The 24,517-nt window shown below is 69.0% G+C and carries 18 protein-coding genes; 5 read left to right on the top strand and 13 right to left on the bottom strand.

What is annotated here, in order from left to right; all coding sequences use genetic code 11:
• The first annotated feature begins 69 nt into the window (after positions 1-69).
• Positions 70-2,625 (top strand): right-handed parallel beta-helix repeat-containing protein, encoded by a 2,556-nt coding sequence (locus BLV39_RS02525; RefSeq protein ID WP_090786618.1) that lies wholly within the window; start codon positions 70-72, stop codon positions 2,623-2,625.
• A 58-nt stretch (positions 2,626-2,683) separates the two neighbouring features.
• Here BLV39_RS02525 and BLV39_RS02520 read toward each other — a convergent pair whose 3' ends face one another.
• Positions 2,684-4,171, bottom strand: coding sequence for an MFS transporter (locus tag BLV39_RS02520; protein ID WP_090786617.1), 1,488 nt, complete (start codon positions 4,169-4,171; stop codon positions 2,684-2,686).
• Between the two features lie 139 nt (positions 4,172-4,310).
• Here BLV39_RS02520 and BLV39_RS02515 point away from each other — a divergent pair, with 139 nt between their 5' ends.
• Positions 4,311-4,967 carry a TetR/AcrR family transcriptional regulator gene (locus BLV39_RS02515; protein ID WP_204083005.1) on the top strand — a complete coding sequence of 219 codons (657 nt, stop codon included), beginning with the start codon at positions 4,311-4,313 and terminating at the stop codon, positions 4,965-4,967.
• On the opposite strand, the gene BLV39_RS02510 is transcribed toward BLV39_RS02515, so the two are convergent.
• The 9 genes from BLV39_RS02510 to BLV39_RS02470 form a co-directional block, all read right to left on the bottom strand.
• Positions 4,919-5,146 (bottom strand): hypothetical protein, encoded by a 228-nt coding sequence (locus BLV39_RS02510; RefSeq protein WP_090786615.1) that lies wholly within the window; start codon positions 5,144-5,146, stop codon positions 4,919-4,921. The genes BLV39_RS02515 and BLV39_RS02510 overlap by 49 nt on opposite strands.
• Before the next feature lie 121 nt (positions 5,147-5,267).
• Positions 5,268-8,585, bottom strand: a complete 3,318-nt coding sequence (locus BLV39_RS02505) for a discoidin domain-containing protein (RefSeq protein ID WP_090786614.1) — start codon at positions 8,583-8,585, stop codon at positions 5,268-5,270.
• Between the two features lie 12 nt (positions 8,586-8,597).
• A complete protein-coding gene (locus BLV39_RS02500) occupies positions 8,598-10,031 on the bottom strand; it encodes a glycoside hydrolase family 43 protein (protein WP_090786612.1) in 1,434 nt (477 codons plus the stop codon).
• A gap of 11 nt (positions 10,032-10,042) precedes the next feature.
• The gene (locus BLV39_RS02495) at positions 10,043-12,526 is read right to left on the bottom strand and encodes a glycoside hydrolase family 127 protein (RefSeq protein WP_090786611.1); all 2,484 of its coding nucleotides are present in this window, start codon (positions 12,524-12,526) and stop codon (positions 10,043-10,045) included.
• Between the two features lie 22 nt (positions 12,527-12,548).
• Positions 12,549-13,841 carry a cellulose-binding protein gene (locus tag BLV39_RS02490; RefSeq protein WP_090786609.1) on the bottom strand — a complete coding sequence of 431 codons (1,293 nt, stop codon included), beginning with the start codon at positions 13,839-13,841 and terminating at the stop codon, positions 12,549-12,551.
• Between the two features lie 77 nt (positions 13,842-13,918).
• On the bottom strand, positions 13,919-14,716 hold the full coding sequence (locus BLV39_RS02485) for a carbohydrate ABC transporter permease (protein WP_090786608.1): 798 nt from the start codon (positions 14,714-14,716) through the stop codon (positions 13,919-13,921).
• An 11-nt stretch (positions 14,717-14,727) separates the two neighbouring features.
• The gene (locus BLV39_RS02480) at positions 14,728-15,678 is read right to left on the bottom strand and encodes a carbohydrate ABC transporter permease (RefSeq protein ID WP_090786606.1); all 951 of its coding nucleotides are present in this window, start codon (positions 15,676-15,678) and stop codon (positions 14,728-14,730) included.
• A gap of 64 nt (positions 15,679-15,742) precedes the next feature.
• Positions 15,743-17,029 (bottom strand): ABC transporter substrate-binding protein, encoded by a 1,287-nt coding sequence (locus BLV39_RS02475; RefSeq protein WP_090786604.1) that lies wholly within the window; start codon positions 17,027-17,029, stop codon positions 15,743-15,745.
• Positions 17,022-18,938: a glycoside hydrolase family 127 protein gene (locus BLV39_RS02470; protein WP_176984738.1), complete on the bottom strand. Its 1,917-nt coding sequence runs from the start codon at positions 18,936-18,938 to the stop codon at positions 17,022-17,024. The genes BLV39_RS02475 and BLV39_RS02470 overlap by 8 nt, the downstream gene beginning before the upstream one ends.
• Positions 18,939-19,084: 146 nt before the next feature.
• Between BLV39_RS02470 and BLV39_RS02465 the strand changes: the two genes are divergently transcribed.
• Positions 19,085-20,122: a LacI family DNA-binding transcriptional regulator gene (locus BLV39_RS02465; RefSeq protein WP_090786600.1), complete on the top strand. Its 1,038-nt coding sequence runs from the start codon at positions 19,085-19,087 to the stop codon at positions 20,120-20,122.
• Here BLV39_RS02465 and BLV39_RS02460 read toward each other — a convergent pair.
• A complete protein-coding gene (locus BLV39_RS02460) occupies positions 20,119-20,586 on the bottom strand; it encodes a hypothetical protein (RefSeq protein ID WP_090786599.1) in 468 nt (155 codons plus the stop codon). The genes BLV39_RS02465 and BLV39_RS02460 overlap by 4 nt on opposite strands.
• A 74-nt stretch (positions 20,587-20,660) precedes the next feature.
• On the opposite strand from BLV39_RS02460, the gene BLV39_RS02455 reads away from it, so the two are divergent.
• Positions 20,661-21,323, top strand: a complete 663-nt coding sequence (locus tag BLV39_RS02455; RefSeq protein ID WP_204083006.1) for a TetR/AcrR family transcriptional regulator C-terminal domain-containing protein — start codon at positions 20,661-20,663, stop codon at positions 21,321-21,323.
• Here the strand turns inward: BLV39_RS02455 and BLV39_RS02450 are convergent.
• Positions 21,310-22,593 (bottom strand): alpha/beta fold hydrolase, encoded by a 1,284-nt coding sequence (locus BLV39_RS02450; RefSeq protein WP_239084063.1) that lies wholly within the window; start codon positions 22,591-22,593, stop codon positions 21,310-21,312. The genes BLV39_RS02455 and BLV39_RS02450 overlap by 14 nt on opposite strands.
• Before the next feature lie 88 nt (positions 22,594-22,681).
• A complete protein-coding gene (locus BLV39_RS02445) occupies positions 22,682-23,686 on the bottom strand; it encodes a class I SAM-dependent methyltransferase (protein ID WP_090786594.1) in 1,005 nt (334 codons plus the stop codon).
• 98 nt (positions 23,687-23,784) lie between these two features.
• On the opposite strand from BLV39_RS02445, the gene BLV39_RS02440 reads away from it, so the two are divergent.
• The gene (locus BLV39_RS02440; protein WP_090786592.1) at positions 23,785-24,513 is read left to right on the top strand and encodes a winged helix-turn-helix transcriptional regulator; all 729 of its coding nucleotides are present in this window, start codon (positions 23,785-23,787) and stop codon (positions 24,511-24,513) included.
• The last annotated feature ends 4 nt before the right edge of the window (positions 24,514-24,517 follow it).

The following is a 24,517-nucleotide window of genomic DNA, read 5'->3' as shown; positions in this document are numbered from 1 at the left end:
CCAACACCGGAAGGCCGGCAGCCATACGGGTGCCGGCCTTCGGCCACCTCTTTCGAAGCGGGAAATGACATGCGGGTTGGTCGCAGCGCGACGCTGCTGACGATCGGCGTGCTGACGGCCGCCGGCCTCCCGGCCGGAATCGCGTCCGCGGCAGCCGAACCACCAGACACCATCTACGTCTCGACCACCTGTGGCGCGACTCCCGACGGATCCGAGCAGCACCCCTACTGCTCGATCTCGGCGGCGACGGCGACCGTCCAGCCTGGGCAGACGATCGCCGTCGGGCCTGGCCGGCACGACGACGCGATCTCCCCGCCGTCCGGCGAGCCCGGCAAGCCGATCACGATCAAGGGATCTCGTGGGCCGGGCGGCCGCACCACCATCGTCGCGCCAGCCAAGACTCCGACGTTCACGCTCTCCGGAGTGCATGACGTCGTCATCGATGGGATGTACCTCTCGGGAGGCCCCGAGTCGGCCGTCGTCATCGAGGACTCGGCCGACATCGTCCTCACCAACGGCTGGCTCTCCTCGAACAACGGCCCGGGCGTCGCCATCAGAGGCAACTCGCGTCGGGTGACGATCTCCAGCATGGTGTCCCTGGCGGCGCGCTCGTCGTTCGTCTCCGTCGGCGCTGGCGTCAGCGACACCGTGCTGGCCGGCAACAGCGTCGAGACGTACCGATCCCCACAGCTCCCAGCCGTTCCGGCGGTCGTGGTGACCGACGCTCCGCGTACCACTTTGACGAACAACACGATCGTCGCCGACTGTGCCACAGGCGTCGCGGTGACCGGAGCGTCGACGGGGTTCGGCCTCTACAACACGATCGTGCGGACCCGGAAGGTCGATGCCGCCGGCTGCGTCGGCAACCCGGCTCCCGACCCGGCGAGCGCGGTGGCGGTCGCCGTCGCCCGCACCGCGACGGCCGACAGCCACATCGACTACAACGTGATCGACCCGGTACCCGGTGCTCCGGCCTACTCGTGGGCCGGCACGACCTATCCGACGCAGGCCGCGTTCCACGCTGCTACCGGCCAGGGCGCGCACGACATCGGCGCCGACGCCAAGCTCGTGGACGCCTTCAACGTGGACAGCCTCGGGTGGAGTCTTTCCTACGACTCTCCCGCGATCGACTCCGCCTGGGCCGACGCGCCCGGCCTGCCTGCCACAGACCTGCGTGGCAACCCCCACGCCGACAAGCCCGACGCGCTCAACAGCGGCGGCGGCTTCATCGACCGTGGCGCTACCGAGCTCATGCCGAGCCCGGCATTCAGCACGGCCATCGCGCGAGTGCGCGGTGGCGGCACGTTCGAGACGAACACGACGGTGACGACTCACCCCGAATGGCCGGTGGACGGACCGATCGGAACCTTCGTCCTGGACGCGATGGATCAGCCGATCGTCAACCGCACCGGGACCGCGCGCTTCACCTTCGAGCGCGCCGGCCGTGCCTGTGTCTTCGTCCAGGTCAGCACTGACGGGTTCCGCACCTTCTCGGCTCAGTACACCAAGAGTGTCTGTCTGATGCTGGGCGCGGCGTTCACCGCGGTCGCCCCGCAGCGGGTGCTCAGCACCAAGGCCGGGATCGGCGTGCCCCGCACGACGCCGCTCAACCCGCACGAGGAGCTCGAGCTTCCGTTGCCGGCTCCGGCCGCGACCGCGGACGCGGTGGTGCTCAACGTGACCGTGACCAACCCGACCGCCAACGGCTACCTCAAGGTCTACACCAACGCGGAACCGACGGCCTCGAACATCAACTTCTCCGCGAACCAGACGATCCCGAACCTGGTCACCGTGCGCGTGGCCAACGGCAGGGTGAAGATCAAGAACGGCAGTAGCGGCACCGTGCACGTGCTCGCCGACCTCGCCGGGTACTACGGGAACGAGGGTCAGGGCCTCACGTCGAACACTCCGGCCCGGGTCCTGGACACCCGCTCCGCGGTGGGCGTCCCAGGCACCACCCCGGTCGACCCGAACGGGCGCGTCACCGTCGACCTCGCGTCGCGTGTCCCGGTCGGCACCACCGCGGTACTGCTCAACGTCGCGGTCACCAAACCCACCGCCGGCGGCCATCTGACCGCGTTCCCGCCCGGCAGCGCGGTGCCGACGACCTCGAACCTCAACTTCGTCACTGGGCAGACGGCCAACAACATGGTCATCGCACCCGTCGTCGACCGGAAGATCTCCTTCGCGTACGGCGGCAGCGGCACCGTCCACGTGCTCGCCGACCTGAGCGGCTACTTCGCACCCGGCATCGCCGACACCTACCTGCCGTTCCAGCCGAACCGGGTGCTGGACACGCGCGAGAGCTTGAACCCGATCGGACCGGGCCAGGCGATCTTTATCCACGCCTACAACAACGACTGCTACCTCCTCGAATGTCAGCCCACGGCCGCCGTCGCCAACCTGACCGTCACCGGCGCACAGTCGCCCGGCTACCTGACCGTGTACCCCGAAGGCCAGCCACGCCCGACCGCATCGGTCATCAACTTCGGCGTGAACGAGACCATCGCCAACCAGATCACGGTCGGGTTGGCCCCCGGCTTCATGGTCTACAACAGCAGCGCCAAGTCCGTGAACATCGTCGTCGACATGGCCGGCTTCTACCTGGCACCTCCGCCCGCCTGACCCGTACCAACGAAGAAGGCCGGCACCCCCGTGGATGCCGGCCTTCTTCGTGTGCGCATCAGGCGGCGAGCTCGAGCTCCTCCACCTCGGCCGGAGCCGGCTTGCGGTCTCGCATGATCACCGTGGCGACCACCGCGGCGGCCAGCACCCCGATCGCGCTGATGGTGAAGGTGGTGGACATCGACGCGGTGAAGGCTTCGCGGGCCGCGGCGACCAGGCCCGGGTCGCCGTCGGCGAGTGCTCCGGCGATCGAGTGCCGGGCCTCCGCCGGTGCGCCGGCCGGCATCCGGCTGGCGAAGCCGCTGGTCAGCAGCGAGCCCAGGATCGCGATGCCGAGCGCCGAGCCGGCCTGCTGGATCGTGTCGTTGAGTGCCGAACCGACACCCGCCTGCTCCGGCGGGATGGTGCCCATCAGTGCGGTGACCGCGGCCGGCATCGCGAGGCCCGCACCGAGACCGAGGAGGCCGAGTGCGATCGCGGGGATCGCGAACCCGCTGGTGGCGGAGACGGTGGTCAGCAGCCCGAACGAGCCGGCCATGACGACCATCCCGATCAGCATCACGTAGCGCTCGCCGATCGTGGCGACCAGCTTCACGCCCACGCCGTTGCCGGCCAGGGCCGCGACCGCCAGCGGCACGAAGGCCAGGCCGGCCTTCAGTGGCGAGTAGCCGAGGACGAACTGCAGGTACTGGGTGAGCACCAGCAGCAGCCCGCCGTTGCCGATCTGCACCAGGGACAGCGACAGCGAGCCGCCGCTGAACTTGCGGTGCTTGAACAGGCCCAGCGGCACCATCGGAGCCGGCGTGATGTTCTCCCAGACCACGAAGCCGACCAGGCCGACCACCGCGACCGCCAGGGTGATGCCGGAGCGCTCGCCGAACGCGCCGTGGTGCGGCAGCTCGATGATCCACCAAACCAGTGCGGTCATGCCCGCCGCCGACAGCACCGCGCCGATCGGGTCCGGCTTCTGCCACGGGCCCTTGGACTCCGGCATGAGGGCGAGGCCGGCGGCGATGGCCAGGACGACGATCGGCACGTTGATCCAGAAGATGGACTGCCAGGAGAAGCGGTCGACCAGCAGGCCGCCGAGCACCGGGCTGCCGACCAGGCCGAGCATCGACACGGAACCCCAGGCGGCCATCGCCTTCGGCCGCTCCGTCGCGTCGAACACGGTGATCAGGATCGACAGCGTCGAGGGCATGATCAGCGCGCCGCCGACACCCATCGCGACCCGGACCGCGATCATCTGCGCCGGATCGGCGACGAACGTCGCGGCCAGTGACGCCGCCCCGAAGAGCAGCAGGCCGATGATCATTATCTTGCGCCGGCCGAACCGGTCGCCGAGGCTGCCCGAGGTCAGCAGAAGCCCGGCGAACACCAGGATGTAGGAGTCGAGGATCCACTGCATGTCCTGCGCGGTGGCGCCGAGGTCGGCGGTCATGTGCGGCACCGCGACGGTCAACGCCATGCTGTCGACCACCAGCACCAGGCTGCTCAGGCACAGCACCACGAGAATCCACCAGCGGTGCGGGTTGCGGTTTTCCATGAGGGGCGTCCTTCCGACTGACTCGGCGAGCGCACGCTGTTCCCGTGCTGCGCACACCGTACGCATGAGCGCACGCCGTACGCAAGAGGCATTTGCTGTACGCTCATCGCGAACGATGTACGCAGAAGAGGAGAGCCCCGTGGCGCCGAAGAAGAAGGTCACGTCCGTCTGGGCGCGGCAGGCGGCAGAGCCCGAGCAGCCGGCGCTGAGCCAGGCCGCGATCGTCCGCGAGGCCATCGCCATGCTCGACGAGGAAGGCGCGGAGGCGCTGAGCATGCGCAAGCTCGGTGCCCGGCTCAACGCCGGCGCCACCTCGCTCTACCGGCACGTGGCAACCAAGGACGATCTCATCGAGCTCGCCGTCGACGAGGTGTTCGGTGAGGTCGCAGTGCCCGTCGCGGCCGACGACTGGCGGGCCGCCGCGCGCGTCGCCGCCCAGTCGTTCCGCGCGACGGCGCTGCGCCATGCCTGGCTCGGTTCGATGCTCGGCCAGGCCGGCATGGCCCAGCTCGGCCCGAACCTCGGTGCGTTCAGCTACGGCCTGGTCGAGCTGTTCACCGCGGCCGGCTATCCCGAGCCGGCGGGTGCCCTGGACACCCTGCTCTCGTACGTCAACGGCATGAGCACGGCCGAGGCCGCCTGGCTGAACTCCGCCGCCCGCTCGGGCCAGACGGAGGCCGAGTTCGTGGCCAGTCTCGGTGGCGAGGTGACCGAAGATCCGGCCGAGGTCCGCGAGTCGAAGTTCGCCTACGGCCTCGAGGTCGTCCTCGACGGGCTGGCCACCCGCCTGAAGTAGGCGTTGGCGGACGGCACGTACATCAGGACGCAGCCGGCGAGCACGGCCGCGACGTGCACGGCCCGGCTGACGCCGAACGCGCTCAAGTTAGCGAGGGCGTCGCGAAGCGAGTTGCCGTCCAACAGCCACAGCACGAAGGCCGCGCGTACGGCGACCGGTACTCCGGTAAGGGTTCGCATGCCTACGAGCGTCCCGGGACAACGATGCCGGTCGACATCCCGCACGCTGGCCGGTCGCGGGTGGGTACGGCCCTACCGGTGAAGGCGGGCCCTCCGCAGGAAGGGCCCGCCTCGCGACCGGCTAGCTGAACGCCTTCACTTCGAGCAGGCCGACCGAGCCCGCGCCGCTCGTCAGTGCGACGCGCAGCCGGGTGGTGCTCACCTGTCCGAAGGTCACCTGGTTGTACTGGTTGAGCGCGACCGGATATCCGCTCGCCGACGGAACGTTCACATAGGAGCTTCCGTTCCAATATTGCAGCGTCCACGACGCCGGGACGCGTACGCCGCCGTTGTCGTCGAAGAAGTAGACCTGGGCCGACGACAGCGTCTGCGCCGACGACCAGGTCAGCTCCGCCCACTGGGCGCCCTGGTTGGGCCAGGTGCCCCAGCGGTCGTTCACCGTGTCGTTCGACGACGGCGGGTCGATGCCGTCGTTGATGGCCGCGACGCTCTCCCACGACGAGGTGTACGACGCCGACGGTGTCGCCGACAGAGCGAGGTTGCCGCCAGGATCCGGGTCAGGATCGGGATCCGGGTTCGGGTTGGTTCCGCCGCGGTTGTAGAGCTTCAGCTCGGTCAACCCGGTCTTGGCCGAGCCCGAGGCGTGCGTGAACTGCACCCGCAGCCGGGTGGTGTTGACCGGCGTGAAGCTCACCTTGTTGTAGTTGGACTGCGGCGTGCCCGGCGTCTTCACCTGGCTGCCGGCCGCGACGAACGCGCTGCCGTTCCAGTACTGCACGGTGTACGACGCCGGTGGTCGATAGCGGTTGGTCGCCCGGTCGTTGCGGAAGTAGATCCGCGCCTCGTCCACCGCCCGGCTGGTCCCGAAGTTCACCTCGTACCAGTCCGAGCTGTTCGGGCTCCCGTACGCACCCCAGATCGGGGCGTTGGTCGGGAAGCCGTCGACCGCACCGGCGGTCGAGGTGCCCGACGCGGTGTACGAAGCCGAGACCGACGCCCCGGACGCCAGGTTGGGCAGGGTCGACGTGAGGTCGACGCCGGCTTTGGCCGCGATGTCGACCATCCGCGCGCTGTTCAGGTTGACGTTCTGCGGCGTCTGGAGGCCCGAGAACGACGTGCTGAAGTTGACCACGCCGGAGCCGGACGGCAACGTGACCGCACCGGTGGCCGGGTTGTAGAGAACTCGGGTGAGCCGGTCGACGGTGGCCACCCGGGTGCCGTTGAGGTAGATGGAGTAACCCTGCGGCACGCCGCTGTAGCGGGTCACACCGTCGGCCGGGTCGTCCCACACGACCGACAGGTTGGCATTGCGGTAGCGCAGGTTGTTGACCGCGAAGTGGGTCCACCCGATGTTGATCGGGGAGAGCTCGATCTGCGCGTCGGTACGCGGCCGCAGCCCGGCGACGTCTTCGATGACGGTCCAGTTGCTGCTGCCCAGGATGTTGTGGTGGATCCACGAGCGGTACTGGATGCTGCTGCCGTTCCAGTCGGCCCAGAACTCGTTGGCGTCCGGGTAGCGGGTGTCGCCGCCGGGGTACTGCGCCCAGGCGTTCCAGTAGAGCAGCTTCTTGTAGTCGTCGTTGGTCATCCAGGAGTTCGGGTAGTTGCGCAGCGCCGACGAGTAGAGCCGGAACTGCACCGTCGAGTTGATGGTGGAGAAGTTGTTGCTGCCCGGCTGGCCGGCCGCCGCCGCGGCGGCCTTGTCCCGCTGGTTGGCGGTGTAGAACGGGAAGATCGGGTAGTCGGCCGGGTCGGCGAACAGCCGCAGCGCCTCGCGGTACTGCGCGGTGTTGGGCATCAGCCCCACGGAGTACGGGTAGTAGTTGTTGATTTCCTTCCACGGCACGAAGGCGTTCGTGCTGACGTGCTTGTGCTCGAGCAGTTGCCGAGACGGGTTCCACAGCGTGTTGATGACGCCGTTGCGGATCCGGTCGGCCAGCGTCTGCAGCTCGGCGGCCTTGGCGGTGTTGCCGAGCATCGCGTACGCCTGCTGGGAAGCGACGGCGCCGGCCCAGACATAGGCCGTCTCGGCCCGGTCCAGGTTGCCGGCCCGCCAGTGGAACGACACCGCGTCGGCGTCATTGCCCGTCAGCGCGCCCCAGTCGTACTCGATGACGCCGTTGTTGTTGTGGTCGTAGAAGGCGAGTTGGCCCTTGGCGTCGCCCTCCGCATAGCGCGCGAAGTTCTGCAGGAGCCCCGGCTGTCCACCGTGGATCTGGAACGCCTTCCAGGCCGCCTCGGACACGTACTGCGTGTAGGAGTTGGACCAGTTCTCCGGGTCGCCGGGGTTGTCGACGAACCGGCCGTTGGCCGAGTACTGGCCGATCGACAGCCAGGGACCGTAGGAGTACTCGGGCGACCGCAGGTATTTCAGGTCGTCGATGTGCATCGGCTGGGTCAGCACGATCGCGTTGTTGTAGCCGGTGACACCCTCGATCGACTGCGGGAACTGGTAGTCCTGGCCCGGGATGTCGACGTCGAGGTAGTTGTAGCGCATCAACCACCAGCGGTAGTAGATGTTCTTCTTGATGGCGGCGTCCGGCACGTCGATGTACGGCAGGTTCGTCGCCCACCACTGGTTGTACGCCCGCACGTGGGTGGCGTACGCCGTCGCCGGCGAGAAGCCGCGGTAGCTGTTGTACTCGGTCAGCGAGTCCGGGATCTCGTTGGCCACCAAGCCGAGCTGCACCTTGGTGGTCACGGTCTGGCCGGCGCCGACGGTCACCGAACGGGTGAGCCCGCCGCTGCTGACCGTGAACCCGTCACCGGAGAACCTCGGGAACAGGGTGGTCAGGTTGTTCTTGACCGCCCGCGTCCCGGTCAGCTCGGTGCCGCTCCCGGTCGCCGCGTACGGCGAGACGGCCCGCAACGAGACGGTCGCCGACGCCGTGCCGGTGTTGGCGACGTCGAGGTTGGTCACCATCACGTTGTTGTGCGTGATGAACTTCGTGACGGTGATCCGGATCGAGCCGCTGGTGTGCACACTGCGCCAGAAGCTCGGCGCCTGGAAGCGTTGCGCGGACTGCTCGGTGAACGTGCCGGGCGACGGCGTGATGGTGTAGGCGCCCTGGCTGCTGATGTTGTCCCAGTAGGCGGCGTTGCCACCGAACCCGATCACCGAGGGCGTGTGCGTGTTCATGTACGCGCCCCGGCCCCGGGTCATCAGCCAGGTGCCGGTCGGGTCGTTGCCGGAGCGGCCGAGCAGCCGGTCCATCCAGAAGTCGGTGCCGGAGCTCTCCGCGTCATAGATGGCCTGCATGGTGCTGCCGGTGTTGTAGCCGACCGGCGGCTGCGGTATCGAGCCGGTGTTGTTGAAGGTCGGGAAGCCGATGGTCTGTGCCGCATGGGCGGGTGTCGCGGCGATGACGCTCAACAGGCTGCCGGTGAGGACGGCGACGAGGCCGGCGGCCAGCTTGGGACGGCGTTTACGTAGGGACATTGGGCTCACCTCCTAGGACTGGAATGCCTGCCATTCGAGGACACCGGTGGAAAGCCCGGCACGGGAGACGATCGAAAGCCGCAACCGGGTCGTGCTGACCGTGTTGAAGGTCGTCGAGTTGAACGTGTTGCCGGCCACCCCGCAGGCCGACTGACCCGGCACGGCCACGTACGCGCTGCCGTTCCAGTACTGCACCTGGCACGACGCGGGCACGTCGATGCCCTGGTTGTCGTCGAACCAGTAGGTGGCCACTCGGTTGAGCGAGCGGGCCGACGGCCACTGGTACTCGATCCACTGAGTGCCCTGCTGGGGCCAGTTCCCGTACGCCAGGTTGGACCGGTCCTGCGAGTTGGCCGGCGTGCCACCGTTGTTGACCGCGGCCAGGGACTCCCACGAGGACACATAGGACGTCGACGCGGTGGCGCTCGGTCCGATGTTGGTGCCCGAGGTCGGCGGCGTGGTCGGGCCGCCCGGGTTCGACGGCGGCCCGGTGGTGGTCTGCACCACCCGCTGGATCGTCCCGTCGCTGTTGAAGTACATCCGGTCGACGGCCACCGACCGGCGGAAGTTGCCGCCGCCGGGCGCGTTGGCATTGTGGTAGACCATGTACCACTGGCCGTTGAACTCGACCACGCCCGCGTGGTTGGTGGTCGACGAGACCTGGCCGAGCACGATGCCGCGATGTGTCCACGGCCCCATCGGGTTGGTCGCCGTCGCATACCGCTGACAGGCGTAGCTCGACGAAGTCACGCAGCCGTTGGTGTCGTTGGCCGCGTAGATCATGTAGTAGAGACCGTTGCGCTTGAACATGAACGGGGCTTCCCAGTAGTTGGTGAGCCCGGTCGGGGTGACCACCGCGCCGACCGTGTCGACCATGTTGGACGCCAGCCGCACGGCCCGCGGAGCCCAGTAGCCGCCCCAGTACATGTAGGCCTGGCCGTCGTCGTCGACGAACACCGTCGGGTCGATGTTCAGGCCGGACGAGTTGGCCGTGCTGTCGCTGATCAGCGGGCCGCCCTTGGCGTCGGTGAACGGGCCGAGCGGGCTGTCACCCACGGCGACGCCGATGTTCATCCACCCGGCGCCGTTGCCGTTGATCGACGTGTACCAGTAGTAGCGGCCGTTGCGCGGCTCCACCTCGCTGGCCCAGGCGTCGGCGCCGGCCCACGGGAACGTGGCGATGTTGGCGCGTACGCCGCGGTCGGTCCAGGTGGCGGCGTCCGTCGAGGAGAGCACGTGCCACTCGCGCATGACGAAGTTCTGACCGGTGGACGAGGCCTCGTCGCGGCCGGTGTAGATGTACATGGTGTCGCCGACGACCAGCGGAGCCGGGTCGGCGGTGTAGATGGCGGTGACGACGGGGTTGGCGGCCTGCGCGGCGACGCCGAACAGCACAGCGGCCGCCAGCGTCACCACCCCACAGGCGATTGCCACACGTTTGCGCATGAAAAGCTCCCTTACTGACCGGAAGAGTTGAGGGAGGCGATCTCACTGGCCGACAGCGCGCGGCTGTAGACGCGGAAGCTGTCGACGGCCGCGTTGAGATACGGGTCGCCGCTGTACTGCGAGCGCCCGATCCAGTTCTGGGTAGTCGTGCCGAGGCTCGATGGCCGCGAGGTGAGCGCTGCGTTGCGGGCCACCTCCGCGCCGTTGACGTAGAGGATGCCGAGGTTGCCGGTGTGTGTGACGGCGACGTGCGTCCACACTCCGGCGGGCAGCGCCGCCGGTGCGTCGATGCGCTGTTCCCCGCCCGCCCCGCCCGCGGTGATGGCGTAGCGGGCGGTGCCGCTGCCACTGCGCGGGACGAGGAACATGTTGGTGCCCGTGCCGCTGCCGAAGTCGAACAGCCGGGCCCAGTTCGCCAGGGTGGTGACCCGCACCCAGGTGGCGATCGTGAACGACGTCGCGCCCGCGAGGATGCCGGACGGCAGGGTCACGTACTGGCTGGACCCGCTGAGGTTGACGGCGTTGCCGGTGCGGCCGGTGGTCCGCCCGGCGCCGCCGGCCAGGGTCGCCGTGCGGCCGTTGCCGGTCGCGTCGGCCGCAGTGGTGCCGGACGACTCGTCGAACTGGTAGTGGGCGACGAACGCCGGCAGGGTCGGTGTCGAGGTGACGTTCCAGTAGACGGTGTAGCGGACGCCGTGCGTCTTGTAGAACGGCAGCAGCGTCACGTTGCCGGTGCTCGCGGTCGCGGTGTACTGCAACGGCGTGCTGGTGGCCGCCAGCGTGCTGGCGTTGAGGGTGGGCAGCCCGGACAGGTTGGTCGAGCCGTACTGGCCGGCGAGCACGATCGGTCCGTGCTTGACCGCGCGGACGGCGGAGTTGTCCGGGGTCGGCTCGATCGCGAGCGACATCGGCAGGCTGATGTCGACCGTGTCGCCACTGGCCCAGGTGCGGTTGATGGTCAGGTAGCTGCCGGGTGTCGGCGACCCTTGGGCCACACCGTTGACCGACACCTGCGCGCCCGAGGTCCAGGCCGGGATGCGCACCCGCAGGTCGATGGCGCCGGAGCCGGTGATGGTGAGCCGAGTGGTCGACGTCTCGGGATAGCTGGTGTCCTGCCGAACCGTGATGCCGCGCCCGGGCCAGGTCAAGGTGGACGCGATGAACAGGTTCACCCACAGGGTGTTGCCGTTGTAGAAGTAGATGCTCTCGCCGTACTTCGTGTTGGTCTCCATGCCCGTGCCGTGGCAACAGGTGAAGTTGCTGTAGTCGTTGCTGTACGTCTTGATGCCGCCGGCCCGCAGCGGCACGTAGTAGCAGTGGAAGCCGTGCGACGAGCTCGGGTTCTGGGCTCCGAGCAGGTGGTTGTAGAGCGCCTTCTCGTAGAAGTCCATCAGCTCGGCGGCCCGGTTCGGGAACGTGAAGAACAACTGCCGGGTCAGCTTGAGCATGTTGTACGAGTTGCAGCACTCGCAGGTCGAGTCCGACAGCTCGCTGGCGATGGCGTTCGGGGGCTGGAAGTACTCGCCGTTGGAGTTGCCCCCGATCGCGTACGAGTGCTGGTTGACGACGAAGTTCCAGAAGTTCGACGCGATGTCGCGATAACGCGTGGTGCCAGTGGCGTGGTAACCGCGGATCGCCGCGAGTGCCTTGGGGATCTGCGTGTTGGCGTGGAAGCCGTTGAGCTGGTCGCTGTTGTTGGCCAGCGGGTCGAAGATCTGCGCGTGGTCGAAATACTGTGCCGTCGTCAGGTGCGCGGCGTTCTCGCCGTACTGGTAGAGGTTGTAGAGGGTCTCGCCGACGCCGCCGAACTCCGTGCGCAGCATCGCCTGCCGCTGGCTCAGGGTCAGCCGGCTGTTGCGGAACTGCACCCAGGCGGCCTTGCGGTTGAGGATCGTCAGCGCCTGGGCGTTGCCGGCCAGCAGGTGCATGTCGAGCAGGCCGGCCATGATCTTGTGCAGCGTGTAGTAAGGCGCCCAGACCGCCTGCCCGGTCTCGACCCGGTCGATGAAGCTCTCCGGGTACGCCGACAGGTAGCCGGTGTTGAAGCCGCGGGCGGTGGCCCGGTCCTGGCACAACCCGAGCTGGGTGACGATGTAGTCGCCCTTGGTCTTGTACGACGTGTCACCGGTGCTGGCGTACGCCTGGGCCAGGCCGCTGAGCACGTGGCCGATCGAGTGGCCGCGCAGTTCCGTGGTCGGCGACTCCCAACCGCCGCACGCGGTGGCCGACGACGACAGGCCGGCGTTCAGCCGGAACATGTGCAGGAGCCGGTCCGCGTCGAGGAACGTCAGGTAGGACATCGTCCGGCCGGCGTTGGCCTGGAAGGGTCCTGCGAGCAGGCGGACGGCGGAGAGCGGGAAGGCATACGCCGAGACACCGGAGTCCGGGCGGGCTGCCTGCGCGGTGGTGGGTAGCGCGACGGCGGCGGTGGTGGCCACCGCCGTTGCCGCGCCGGCCTTGAGGACGGTCCGGCGCGACAGCGAGGGTCTGTGCATGCGCGGCACCTTTCACTGGAAGTTAGTAGCCGTACCGGTTCTTCAGGTGGCGCCACCAGTCGCGCAGCATCCACCGGTCGAACTCGGTGATCGACGAAGCGCTGCCGGCGCGCATGATGAAGCCGCCGACACCGCTGGGCGTCCAGTCGTAAAAATCGTCGAGACCGTAGGTGTGCCCGATCTCGTGGAGGAGGATCGTCATGTTCTCGGCGTTGACGTTGTTCATGAAGTACTCGCGGCCCATCCGCTGACCCCAGTCACCGCCCGCGCCGCCGCCGAAGCCGTCGGTCAGCCAGAGCGAGTGGTCGTAGTGCCGCGCGGCACCACCCGGACAGTTGGGGTACTGGCCGCTCTGGTTGAAGAACCGCCCGCACGGCGCGCCGCACTGCGGTGCGTTCTCCCGAATGTCGCCGACGTAGACGTCGACGGAGTTGTCGGTCCACTGGAGCTGTGCCCGGTCCCGCACGGCCCAACCGACCACCCGGACCGGCACGTCCGTGTACGGGAAGCCGTTGTGGCCGGCCATCTCGGCTATCCACTTGCGATACTGCCGGGCCAGGGCGGCGTGCACCTGGTCGCGCTGCGCGGCCGTGACCGAGGCTGACGAGTCCCACCGCACGCAGTAGTTGATGTAGCCCCGGTTGGCGAAAAGCTGGTCCCAGCCGTAGTTGCGGAACGCGTACAGGTTGCCGTTGTTGTAGGTCTGCTCCTGGTGCGCCCAGACCTGGTTCAGCGGGGTGACGAGATTGGCCGGCGGGTTCCACCCACTGGTCGGCGGCGGCGTGGTCGGACCGTTGGTGTGCGCTTTGACTTCCAGCAGGCCGACGGACCCGGCTCCACTTTGGAGCGCCACCCGGAGTCGGGTGGTGCTGACCGCGGTGAAGGTCACGGAGTTGTAGCGGTCCGCGGCCACCGGATAGCCGCTGACGCCGGCCACGTCGACGTAGGCGCTGCCGTTCCAGCTCTGCACCCGCCACGAGGACGGCAGCCGGACGCCGCCACCGTCGTCGAAGAAGTAGACCTCGGCGGCGCGGATGGTCTGCGTGGCCGTCCAGGTCAGGTCCACCCACTGCTGGCCCTGGTTGGGCCAGGTGCCCCAGCGCGGGTTCGCGGTGTCGTTGGACCGGGGCGGGTCGACGCCGTCGCGGATCGCGGCGACGCTCTCCCAGGGCGAGGTGTAGGAGGCGCTGGGCGTGGCCGTCCAGGCCAGGTTGTCGCCGGGCGCGGCCTGAGCCGGGGCGCCGCCCGTGACGAGAGCGAGCCCGGCCGTCACCAGGATGCTCGCTGTGCTGGCCAGGGCTTTTCGGGTGTTCATGAGGACTCCTCTCCGTACATTGATGAAGATCAATTTCTGAGACCGGAGTCCGCCCGTGGAGCCGGGGAGTCCGGGTTTTACCCCTTGATGGCGCCCGAGGTGAAGCCTCGGACGTAGCTGCGCTGCATGAACGCGAACAGGATCAGGCAGGGCACGGCCATGAAGACCACGCCGGCCTCGAGGGCCGCGTAGTCGATCGAGCCGTGGCTGGCCGTGCGCATGTTGACCACCGCGAGCGTGGTGGTGAACTTGTCCGTCGAGTTGAGCAGGATGAGCGGCGCGAAGAACTCGCTCCACGAGGTGAGGAACGCGAACAGCCCCACGGTGATCAGGCCCGGCTTGACCGCCGGCAGCATGATCCGGAGCAACGTGCCGAGGGTGGCGCACCCGTCCATCTGGGCCGACTCCTCGAGCTCACGTGGCACGGCTTCGAACGAGTTGCGCATCATGAAGATCGAGAACGGTAGCTGGAACATCACCAGCACGAGGCTCAGGCCGATCAGCGAGTCTTCCAGGCCGATCCAACCGAGCAGGACGTAGAGGGCGATCAGGATCGTCGCGTACGGGACCATCAGGATCGCCAGGGTGACCAGGAAGAGCACGTCGCGGCCGGGGAACTTGAACCGGCCGAAGGCGTAGCCGCCGAGGGTCGCGACGAACAGGGTCCCGCCAACGGTCAGCACGCTGACCACGAGGCTGTTGAACACGTGCTGCGGCCGCACGCCGTTGTCTGACGTGAACAGCCGGTCGTAGTTCTCCAGGCCGAAGCCGGAGCCGGTGCGCACCGAGGCCCAGCCGCTCCACAGCAACGGGAACAGGAAGAGGATGGCCAGCGCGGCGCCGGTGACCGAGTATCCGACGCGGGAGCGGTTCATCTCGCGATTCCTCAGTTCGACCGGCGGCGCAGGACGCCGAGTTGGATGACGTTGAAGACGACCAGGACCACCAGCAGCACCACCGAGATGGCGGCGGCGGAGCCGAGGTCGAGGCGGATGAACGCCTCCCGGTAGATCACCATGACCAGGGAGGTGGTGCTGTTGTCGGGCCCGCCCCGGGTCAGGATCCAGAACTGGTCGAAGGCCAGCAGCGAGCCGGTCACCATGAGCGTGAGCACGAGCGCGATCGTCGGCCGCAGCAGCGGCAGGGTGATGCGGCGGAACGTCTGCCACCGGCTGGCGCCGTCGACCCGGGCCGCCTCGTAGATCTCCGGCGGGATGGCCTGCAGGCCGGTCAGCAGGATCAGCATGTTGAAGCCCGCGAACCGCCAGATCACCAGCACGACCGCCGACCCGAGCGCGGAGTTGGCGCTGCCGCTGGTCCACGAGACGTAGCCGTCGATCAGCCCGATGCTGCGCAGCAGGTCGCTGACCGGCCCGATCTCGTCGCTGAGCAGGCCGAGGAAGAGCAGTGAGGCGCTGGCGAAGCCGACCGCCATGGGCAGGAAGAACGCGGTGCGGAAGAAGCCGACGCCGCGCCGGCGGTGCTGGACCAGCAGCGCCAGGCCCAGCGAGACCGCGAAGAGCAGCACGGTGATGATCACCGTGTATTTGATGGTGAACCAGGTGGCGGACCGGACGAGCTCGTTGTCGCCGATCGTCGTGAAGTTGTCCGGCGCGTTGAGGGTCGGCGGGGCCAGCAGGGGCCAGCGGTGCAACGACATCCAGCCGACTAGCACCAGCGGGGTGAGGAAGAACAACGCGACCATGACGGCCGTCGGGCTGGCGTACGCGATGCCGAGCCAGGCACGACGGGTCTGGCGCCTGCGGCGGCGGCGAGCCGGTGGTGAGCCGGCCTGCTCGGCCCGCTGTTCCCGGCGCGGGGTGGTCACGATGGTCATCTTCGTCCTTCTCGGTTGGGGATGGGGGTCCGGACGGCCGACCGGACCCCCACCACGAGCAGGGTCAGCTCTGTTGCAGTGACTTGGTGATGGCGGTGTTGCCGCTGCTGAGCGACGACGCCGCATCCCCGAACAGGGCTCCTCGCACGGTCTGCAGCCACGGGCTCTGCGGGTCGTTGAAGGAGGCGTTGAAGTTGCGGGCGTACGGCGTCTGGCCCTTGGCCATCAGCGAGTTGATCAGCACGATCCGCGGGTCGGCGGACGAGTACTTGTTGGCTGCCAGGTCGGTGCGGGTCGGCACGCCCTTGTTCTTCGCGACGACCTCGATCTGCGCCTCGTCGGACATCGTCCAGGCCAGGAAGTCCCACGCCTGGGCCACCTTGGTGCTGGTGGCGCCGATGCCGATCGCGTCGCCGCCCACGAACGTGGACTCGCCCCCGTCCGGACCGGGAATCGGCGCCACGCCCATCTTCACGCCCTTCTCCTCGATCAGGCCGAGCCAGACCGAGGGGCCGGGGGCGATGCCGACCTTGCCGCCCTGGAGGGCGCCGAGCCACGTCGGGCCGGCCTCGTCCTTCGACGCCGGCGCGGCGACGCCCTCGTCGTAGAGCGAGCGGTAGAGAGCGAAGACGTCGGCCATCTCCTTGGAGTCGACCTTCGCGTTGTTGCCCTCGGCGTCCAGGACGCCACCGCCCGCGGCCCAGACCGACGGCCAGAAGGTGAACTCGACGCAGCCGCCGCAGTTGCCGCCGAAGTAGGTGCCGTTGACGTCGCCGCCCAGCTTATCGATCTTGCGAGCCTGCTCGGCGAACTCCTTGAGCGTGGTCGGCGGCTTCTCGGGGTCGAGTCCGGCCTTCGCGTAAAGGTCCTTGTTGTAGAGCATCACCGACATGTCGATGGTGTGCGGGACCGCGTAGTTCTTGCCCTCCCAGGTGCCGGCCTTCACGTGCGCCGGCGCGACCTTGTCCTTGACGTCGAGCGCGCCGAACCGGTCGGTCAGGTCGACCCAGAGGCCCTGCGACGCGTACTGCGCGGCGAACACCACGTCGGAGGCGAACAGGTCCGGCAGCGACTTCGCGCCGGCCGCCGACGCCAGCTTGGCCGGGTACTCCTCGTTGGGATAGGCGGTCACCTCCACCTGGTTCTTGTGGGTGGCGTTGTACTTCTCCGCGTACGCCTTGGAGACCGACTCGGTCGCGGCCCTGGTCCACAGGGTCAGGGTGGCGCCGTCGTCGGCCGAAGCGGCGACCGTGCCACCTGCGGCCTTGTCGTCGTTGCCGCAGGCCGCCACGGTCATCAGTAATGCCGCCGCGGTGACGGCGACGACGCGTCGTGCTCGATATCTAGCCATCCGTGCTCCTTGCGCGAGGGGATTGGACAGTGGGCAGCCAGACCCGCATCGTGGCGGGACCACGGCGCGCCCAGCGGTGGTAAGGCAGCAGTCGAACCAACCCGAGCGGCGGGTCGGCGACAGCGGTCCCTTCATAGGGCCACGCGGCGTCGGTCTCGGCGGCGAGCCCGCCCCACACCTCGACGCCGTCCTCGTGATCCGCCGGCGCCCGGGCCGGGTCGATCCGGAGCTGGTCGAGGTCGCCCAGCGGCTCGGCCACCGGCGACTCGGCGCAGTAGACGACCGGGCCGCGCTCGACCGCGACGCAGCCACGCACGGCGTCGATTCGCGGGTCGGGTGTCGTGAACCGGGGCGTCATCGGCAGGTGCAACCGGACCTCGTCGCCGGGGGCGAACGCGCGCCGCACGGTCACGGCCTCACCGGCGGCTCGCGTCACCCCGTCGACCGTCGCGCCCTCGGCCCAGGCCGGGATCCGCAGGGTCAGCGGCCACTCGCCGCCGTCGGTGGCGGTGATCCGGATGGTCACGTCACCGTCGACGGGGTACGCGGTGGTGGTCTCCAGCGCCACCCGGCGGCCGTCGGCCAGCCTGGTGTCGACCGTCGCGTTCGCGTACTGCATGATCCGAAGCCCCTCGTCGTCAGCGACGGCGAGGTAGGTGCTCAGGGCGGCCAGCAGCCGGGACACGTTGGGCAGGCAGCAGGACACCTCGAACCAGGGCGCCCGCGGGCCGCCGCCGAAGCCGAGCTGCTCCTCGTCGTCGGGCAACGCCCGGGTCGGCGTGCGCTGGTGCAGGCTGTGCGCGTAGAAGAAGGCCCGCCCGTCGTCCTCGATCGCGGTGGCGACCACGTTGTAGAGGACCCGCTCGATCACGTCGGCGTAGCGAGCCTCGCCGGTCGCCAGCAGCAGGCGCCAGGCCAGCATGACCGCGGCGACGCTGGCGCAGCTCTCCGAGTAGGCGCGGTCGGACGGCAACACGAAGTCGTCGCTGAACGCCTCGTCCATGTGCCGGGAGCCCATCCCGCCGGTCAGGTACGTGCGCCTGGCCCACGTGCGGTCGAACTGCGCGGCGACGGCCTCGAGCAGCTCGTCGTCGCCGGTCTCGACCGCCACGTCGACCACGCCGCAGGCCAGATAGAGCGCCCGTACCGCGTGTCCACGAAGGACCGTGGCCTCCCGGACCGGGATGTCGTCGCTGAAGTAGGAGGCACCGAACTGGTGCGGCGGAAGGCTCCCGTGCCCGCGCCGCTCGACGAACAGCGCGGCCTGGTCGAGGTAGCGGCGCTCACCGGTGACCCGGTATAGCTCGACCAGGGCCGGCTCGATCTCCGGGTGGCCGCAGACCCCGCTGCTGCCGTCTTCACCGAAAGTCGCGCAGATGTGATCGGCGACCTTTCGCGCGATGTCGAGCAGCGGGCCCGGGCCGTGCACGCGGGTGTTGGCCACCGCGGCCTGCATCAGGTGGCCCGCGCAGTAGAGCTCGTGGCCCCAGCGCAGGTCACTCCAGCGCGGCTGCTGGCTAGGCCGGCCGAAGGCGGTGTTGAGGTAGCCGTCGGCCTCCTGCGCGCCGCCGATCAGCGCGACGAGCTCGTCGATCTCGCGAACCCGCGCGGGGTCGGCCCGGCGGCCGGTCTCCCACGACATCGCCTCGATCAGCTTGTAGACCTCGGAGTCGGCGAACTCCCGACCTCGGTGCTCAGCCGGCCCGGTGGCCGCGCCGATCGTGAAGTTGGCGGTCCAACCGACCTTGTCCATCCAGGCCCGGGCGTGATCCAGGCTGCCCTCGCTGATGACGCGCTGCCGGTCGGCCCAGAACCCCGCGGTGATCCGCGCCTCGGCCAGGCCGAGCGGGCGCAACGCGCCACGGGACGGGTCCACCGGCCGGCCGCCGGTGGGGTCGGAAGCTGCCACCGTTGTTACCTCCAGGTTTCGTGATGGCGCTCACTCTGGACTCCGAAAACCTTTTCGGCAAGATGCCAAATCGGCCATCCCGAAAACCCGCTGCATGCTGATACGTTGCCCGCAGCAACAGAAAACGTTGGCGAAAGGTGTTTCTCATGGGGCGGCTCCGCTCGCAGGCCGTGACGCTGTCCGACGTCGCGCGGCGGGCCGGCGTCTCGGTCGCCACGGCATCGAAGGCGCTCAACGACCGCGCCCAGGTGGCCGCGGCGACCCGGCAGCGGGTGCTCCAGGCGGCCAGCGACCTGTCGTTCCACCCCAACGCCCTCGCCCGCGGCCTGATCGTCGGCCGCACCCGCACGATCGGCCTGCTCACCGACGAGCTCGGCGGCCGGTTCTCGATCCCGATCCTGCTCGGCGCCGAGAACGCGCTCGGCAACGAGCAGATGTCGGTGCTGCTGTGCGACGCCCGCGGCGACGCGATCCGCCGGGCGCACTACATCCGCACGCTGTTGGCCCGCCGGGTCGACGGCTTCATCGTGCTCGGCGACAGCAACGACATCCGGCCGTCGCTGACCCGCGACATCCCCGTCCCGGTCGTCTACGTCTACGGCGAGTCCGCCGACCCGGACGACTTCTCGCTGCTGGCCGACGACGAGGGCGGCGCCCGCCTCGCGGTGGAGCACCTGGTCGCCCTCGGCCGCCGGCGGATCGCGCACATCACCGGCCCGCACAGCTATCGGGCGGCCCGCGACCGGGTCGTCGGCATGCGCGCCGTCCTGGCCGAGCACGACCTCTCGCCGGCCGGCGAGCCGCTCTACGGCGAGTGGTCGCAGCGCTGGGGCCGGCACGCCGCCCGGATGCTGCTCGACGCCGAGCCCGAGATCGACGCCATCTTCTGCGGCAACGACCAGATCGCCACGGGTGTCTCGCAGACGCTGCTCGACCTCGGCCGGCGGATCCCCGACGACGTCGCCATCGTCGGCTACGACAACTGGGAGGACTTCGCCACCGACTGCCGCCCACCGCTGACCACTGTGGACCTCAACCTCGAACAGCTTGGTGCCACGGCCGTCGAGCACCTCTTCGCCGCCCTCGACGGCACGCCTTCCGCAGGCGTGGTCCGTCAGTCCTGCCGGCTGGTGATTCGTGAGTCCACTGTGCCCACCACCGTCCCGCAGCCTCGCTCCGCCTAGCCTGCCGCTGCGGCGAAGGTGGCGATCGCGGCCGCCAGCATCAGCGCGTGCAGGATCATGTGCTCCAGGTTGGGGCGTGGGCGGTCGCCGATCCGGGGCAGCACGATCAGCGTGTGCGCGTACGTGCGGGCGTGCAGTTGCGCCCAGGTCACGCCGGTGCCGGCCGTTGCCCAGGGCACGGTGACGCCGACCAGGTAGGGCAGCCACCAGAGCAGCAGTCCGCCGGCCGCGATCAGTAGCTCCAGCCCGCCGGCGACGTAGCCGAACGTTGGAGTCTTGAGCGCCGCGGCCAGGCCGAGCAGGACCGCGGGCAGTGCCATGACCGGTGCGTTCACGGCGACCTCGGTCCACTGTTCTCTGCGCTTGGCGTCGCGCACGTTGTTCAGCGGATACACGTCGATCAAGGTCATGACCAGGTGGTACGCGACCGTGCTCAGGATCAGCGTCAGGGCCAGCGCGAGCATGCTCGACTCCATTCTTACGGTGTAAGTTTCTGCTAGCCTGACTTACGCCGTAAGAATCGTCAAGGGGTGTGGTGGTGGCGGGACGCCGTGCGGGCACGAAGGCCGGGCTGAGCCGGGAGCAGGTGTTCGACGCCGCACTGGACTTTGTGGACACACATGGCCTGCCCGCCCTGTCGATGCGCAAGCTGGGCGCCACACTAGGTGTGGAGGCGATGACTCTCTACCACTACGTGCCCAACAAGGACGCGCTTCTCGACGGCCTGGTCGACCGGGTCATGGAGGTGGCATTCGCCGGCCTCGACGAGCCGGGTGCCGCCTGGGTGCCGTGGATGCGCGACTTCGCACACGCCCTGCGCCGGGCGCTGCTGGCCCACCCCGGAGTGCTGCCGCTGGCCGGCACCCGCCCGGTGAACTCGCCGGACGCGCTGCGGATGTCGGAGCGCTGGCTGGCCGGGATGCGCGCGGGTGGCGTACCGCTGGGGCGGGCCATGGATGTCGTCAACGTCGTGGCCATGTTCACGATCGGGCACACGCTCGCCGAGGTGGGCCGGACACCCGGACACGAGGGCTCCGAACCCAACCTCGACGACCGCGCCGACGAGCTCGACCCGGCCGAGTTCCCCAACCTGACCGAGGTCATCGCGACGCGGGCCGGCCTCGACTTCGACAGCCGCTTCACCGAGGCCATCGACATCCTGCTGGCGGGCTATGCCGCCCTGCCGCCTAGTAGTCGTTGACGTTCACAGTGATCCGGTGGTCGGATGACGGCCAGTTGGGCACGTTGACGGACTCGTAGCCGCCGCCGCGCTGGCCAACGGTGATGGACACCAGGCCTCTTGGCCTCGCGGGGACGTACACATCCATGCCGGTGATGAAGGTCTGCGCGAAGAACGCCGGCAGTGGCGCGGTCAGGTCGGTGCGGCGGTCGCTGCCCGCGTCGAACGCGAAGATCCCGATGACCCGCTTGACCCGCGGCGCGTTGGCGGCATTCAGGATGTCGCGGCCGTTGACCCACAGGTGGTCGCCGGCCGCGCCCTGGTCGCCCCACCACTCCTGCTGGCGCTGGATCGTCAACGCGGTGTGCCGGGCGCCGGTCTCCACGAGGGCGCCGAGCCCCTCGCCCGGGCGACTGGTGAGCAGCCGGACGAACGCGCTGTCGCGCAGGAACGGCTGGAAGTAGAAGTGATGCGTCGCGGCGCCGGGGCGGACCACCGCGAGCTCGTAGCGGGCGGTGCTGTCGAGCTTGATCGGGCCGAAGGTGCCGTCGCCGGTAAGTGCCGCCGTCTTCACCGGCCGGTGGCTCAGCCGCCGCCCGGACAGCGGGCTGACCCGGTAGACCTCCAGCGTCGCGTCGGTGACTCCGGCGTTGCTCGGGAACAGCACGGCGCGACCGGAGATCTCGGCGTGCCGGGTTGGCACGATCCGGCCGGTGTGCGGCGACCGCCCGCTGAAGAACCGGAACATCTCCCGGAACGACTCCTCCGACGAGACCGTCTGGGTGTGTGACTGATTCGGAAGGTAGACGTTGGTGGCGCCGGTGATCGCGCGGGTCTGGTCGCCCTCACCCCAGATCGCCAACGTCGGCACCCCACCCGGCGGTGCGGTCGCGGTGCGGCCGTCGAGGTTGACGTAGTGCGCGACCCGCTGCGCCCGGGCCGGCGAGCTGGCCAGGTAACTCTGCATGACGAAGGTGCCGAGCGAGTGCGCGACGATGTCGACCTGGTCCTGCCCGGTGCGGGCGCGCAGCCGTTCCACCCGCTCGTCGAGCCCGGCGAAGATGGCCGGCAGGATCGTGGCGACGTTGGGCGAGTCGTACTCGTGCGCCTCGATGATCTCAATCGGAAAGCCGTTGCTGGTCAGTCGCCGGGTCTGCGACTCGAACTGCGAGGCGGACCCGGCGCTACCGTGGACGAAGATGACGGGCCTGGGTTTGCTTCCGCTCGCGACGGCCGGTGTCGCGGTCAGAACCAGGGCGATGGCGGCAACCACGGAGAGCAGACGACGCACGGGACCTCCAGGCAAGCGAAGATTCTTGCATTGAGAGTGCGCATATCGTCGCAGCCCGATGCCCGCAGGTCTAGCCTCGCCGTGCGACTCAGGCGTATCCCCAGGTCAGGGCGTGCATCGGGGTGATGCTGGCGAAGCCGAGGTCCGTGAAGCCGTGCTTCGCGAGCAGGTCGTCGTACACCCGGCGGGGCAGTAGCTGGTCGTCGATCTGCGCCTCGAAGATCTGGATGCCGGACATCACCCGACCCGGCGCGGTACGCAGTCCGGCGTCGTCGTCGGCGAACGGGAAGTCCGAGATGACGAACACCCCGCCGGGCTTCAGCGCGTCCTTGACGTTGCGCACCACGGCGTCGATGTCCCGGCACTCGTGCATGGAGATGTTGTTGACCACCACGTCGTACGGCTGCTCGACGGCGAGTTTCTCCAGTGGACTGTCCCAGACGGTGACCCCTTGGATGCCGGCCTCGTCGAGCGTCTCGCGCGCGACCTCGACCGAGTGCGCGTCACCGTCCACACCGGAGATCTCGCTGTTCGGGTAGGCCTGCGCCAGCATGACCAGCCCGTGCCCGGAACCGCAGGCGGTGTCGAGGACGCGGCACCCCTGGTCGAGCTTTTGAGCCAGCCCCGGCACCTGGGCCAGCCCGCCCGGCACGAGGCGGCGGTAGAACGGGCGGCCGGTGCCGCCGACCGCGGCGATGAACTCGGGCGAGCAGCCGTCCCACCACAGCCGCTCGCCGCTGGCCAGGCTCGCCTCGAACCGGTCGAAGATCTCGGGCTGTTCGAGGACCTTGAAGACGCCACCGACGTACGCCGGGGAGGTGTCGTCGAGGAGCACGGTGCCCAGGTTGTCGGCCAGGCGGTAGACGTCGCCGTCCCGGTCGCAGACACCGGCGCCGTAAGCGGCCCGGCACCACGCGAAGGTGTAGAACGGGTCGAGCTCGGTGCGGCGGGCGAGGTCGTCCGGCGTGGCCGGGCCATCGTTCGCGAGTGCCGCGACGAGCCCGGTGCGCAGCCCGGTCGCGACGGTCCGGTGGCCGACGTACCCGGCCAGCAGGCCCAACATGTTTCCTACGGATTCTTTGATGTCAGTCATGACCTCGATGTTCGGCCCTGGCCGGGGCCGCCCGTCAGTTCACGAAATGAAGCTGACCAGTTCTGTTTGTGTACCGCGCGGGGTCCTACCGTGGGTGCATGGGTACCTACTACCAGTTCTGCCCGGTGTCCAAGGCACTCGAGGTCCTGGACGAGCGGTGGACCCTGCTGATCGTCCGCGAGCTGCTGATGGGCAGCCGCCACTTCAACGACATCCGCCGGGGCGTCCCCCGCATGTCGCCGGCCCTGCTGGTCAAGCGGCTCCAACGACTGGAACGCGTGGGCGTGGTCGAGCGCTTCCCGGACGGCAACAAGGTCATCTACCGCCTGACGCCCGCCGGGAAGGACCTACAACAGATAGTCGACGGGTTGGGCGACTGGTCGCTGCGCTGGCTGCCGGAGCTGGGCGACGAAGACCTCGACCCCCACCTGCTGTTCTGGGACATGCGCCGCCAGGTTTCGCGCTCGTCGTTGCCGCCAGGCCGCACGGTGGTCCACGTCGTTCTGGACGACGTCGAGCCCAAGACCCAACGCTGGTGGCTGATCATGACAGCGGACGACGCGGACGTCTGCGACTTCGACCCAGGGCACCCGGTAGCGGTGACCGTCGAGACCACCCTGCGCTGCCTGACCCACCTGTGGCGCGGCGAACTGAGCTGGCGCGACGCAGTCCGCGCCGGCGACCTGTCGGCGACGGGTTCGCGCGCGGCCGTCCGGGCAATCCCCCGCTGGCTCAACGTCCGCGCGACGCCCACCGACCCACGCCCGGAGTTCAGCGTCGTCGGCCGCCTGGCCGCAGACCTCCACCCGGACGCGGGTCCGGCCTAACGCA

Origin of the sequence: Asanoa ishikariensis (assembly GCF_900107455.1) — a bacterium.
Lineage (GTDB): Bacteria > Actinomycetota > Actinomycetes > Mycobacteriales > Micromonosporaceae > Asanoa > Asanoa ishikariensis.
This window is presented reverse-complemented; position numbering and strand designations above follow the sequence as displayed.